The sequence below is a fragment of the Enterobacter sp. PL_is514 genome (assembly GCF_055816715.1).
Window position 1 is genome coordinate 1 of the sequence record NZ_JBVPGN010000001.1, and the last position, 581, is coordinate 581.

General features: G+C 49.6%; 1 tRNA gene and 2 rRNA genes. All 3 read right to left on the reverse strand.

The annotated features are described in order from the left end of the window. A 23S ribosomal RNA gene (locus AC0TNG_RS00005) occupies window positions 1–116 on the reverse strand; the annotation flags it as partial. Between the two features lie 183 nt (window positions 117–299). Further along, a tRNA-Glu gene (locus AC0TNG_RS00010) sits at window positions 300–375 on the reverse strand. Window positions 376–460: 85 nt separating this feature from the next. Further along, window positions 461–581: ribosomal RNA gene (locus AC0TNG_RS00015) — 16S ribosomal RNA — on the reverse strand; the annotation flags it as partial.

A 581-nucleotide genomic window follows, 5' to 3' on the forward strand; every position in this document is an offset into this window, starting at 1 on the left:
CGGACATCGCCGGGTCAAAGGTTCATATCACCTCGCCGGCGCTTTTCGCAGATTAGCACGTCCTTCATCGCCTCTGACTGCCAGGGCATCCACCGTGTACGCTTAGTCGCTTAACCTCACAACCCGAAGATGTTTCACTTCATGATTGCGAAAATTTGAGAGACTCGAACACACCTTAAAGATGTGTCGTTTCAATTTTCAGCTTGATCCAGATTTTTAAAGAGCAAATATCTCAAACATGACTCGCAAGTCAGTTTTGAGATATGACGGCCGGTGACTTTCACTCACGAACCAGCAAGTGGCGTCCCCTAGGGGATTCGAACCCCTGTTACCGCCGTGAAAGGGCGGTGTCCTGGGCCTCTAGACGAAGGGGACACTGAAGTCTCAATCGCAAGACGCCTTGCTATTTACTTTTCATCAGACAATCTGTGTGAGCACTGCAAAGGCAGGTTCTTTAAGGTAAGGAGGTGATCCAACCGCAGGTTCCCCTACGGTTACCTTGTTACGACTTCACCCCAGTCATGAATCACAAAGTGGTAAGCGCCCTCCCGAAGGTTAAGCTACCTACTTCTTTTGCAACC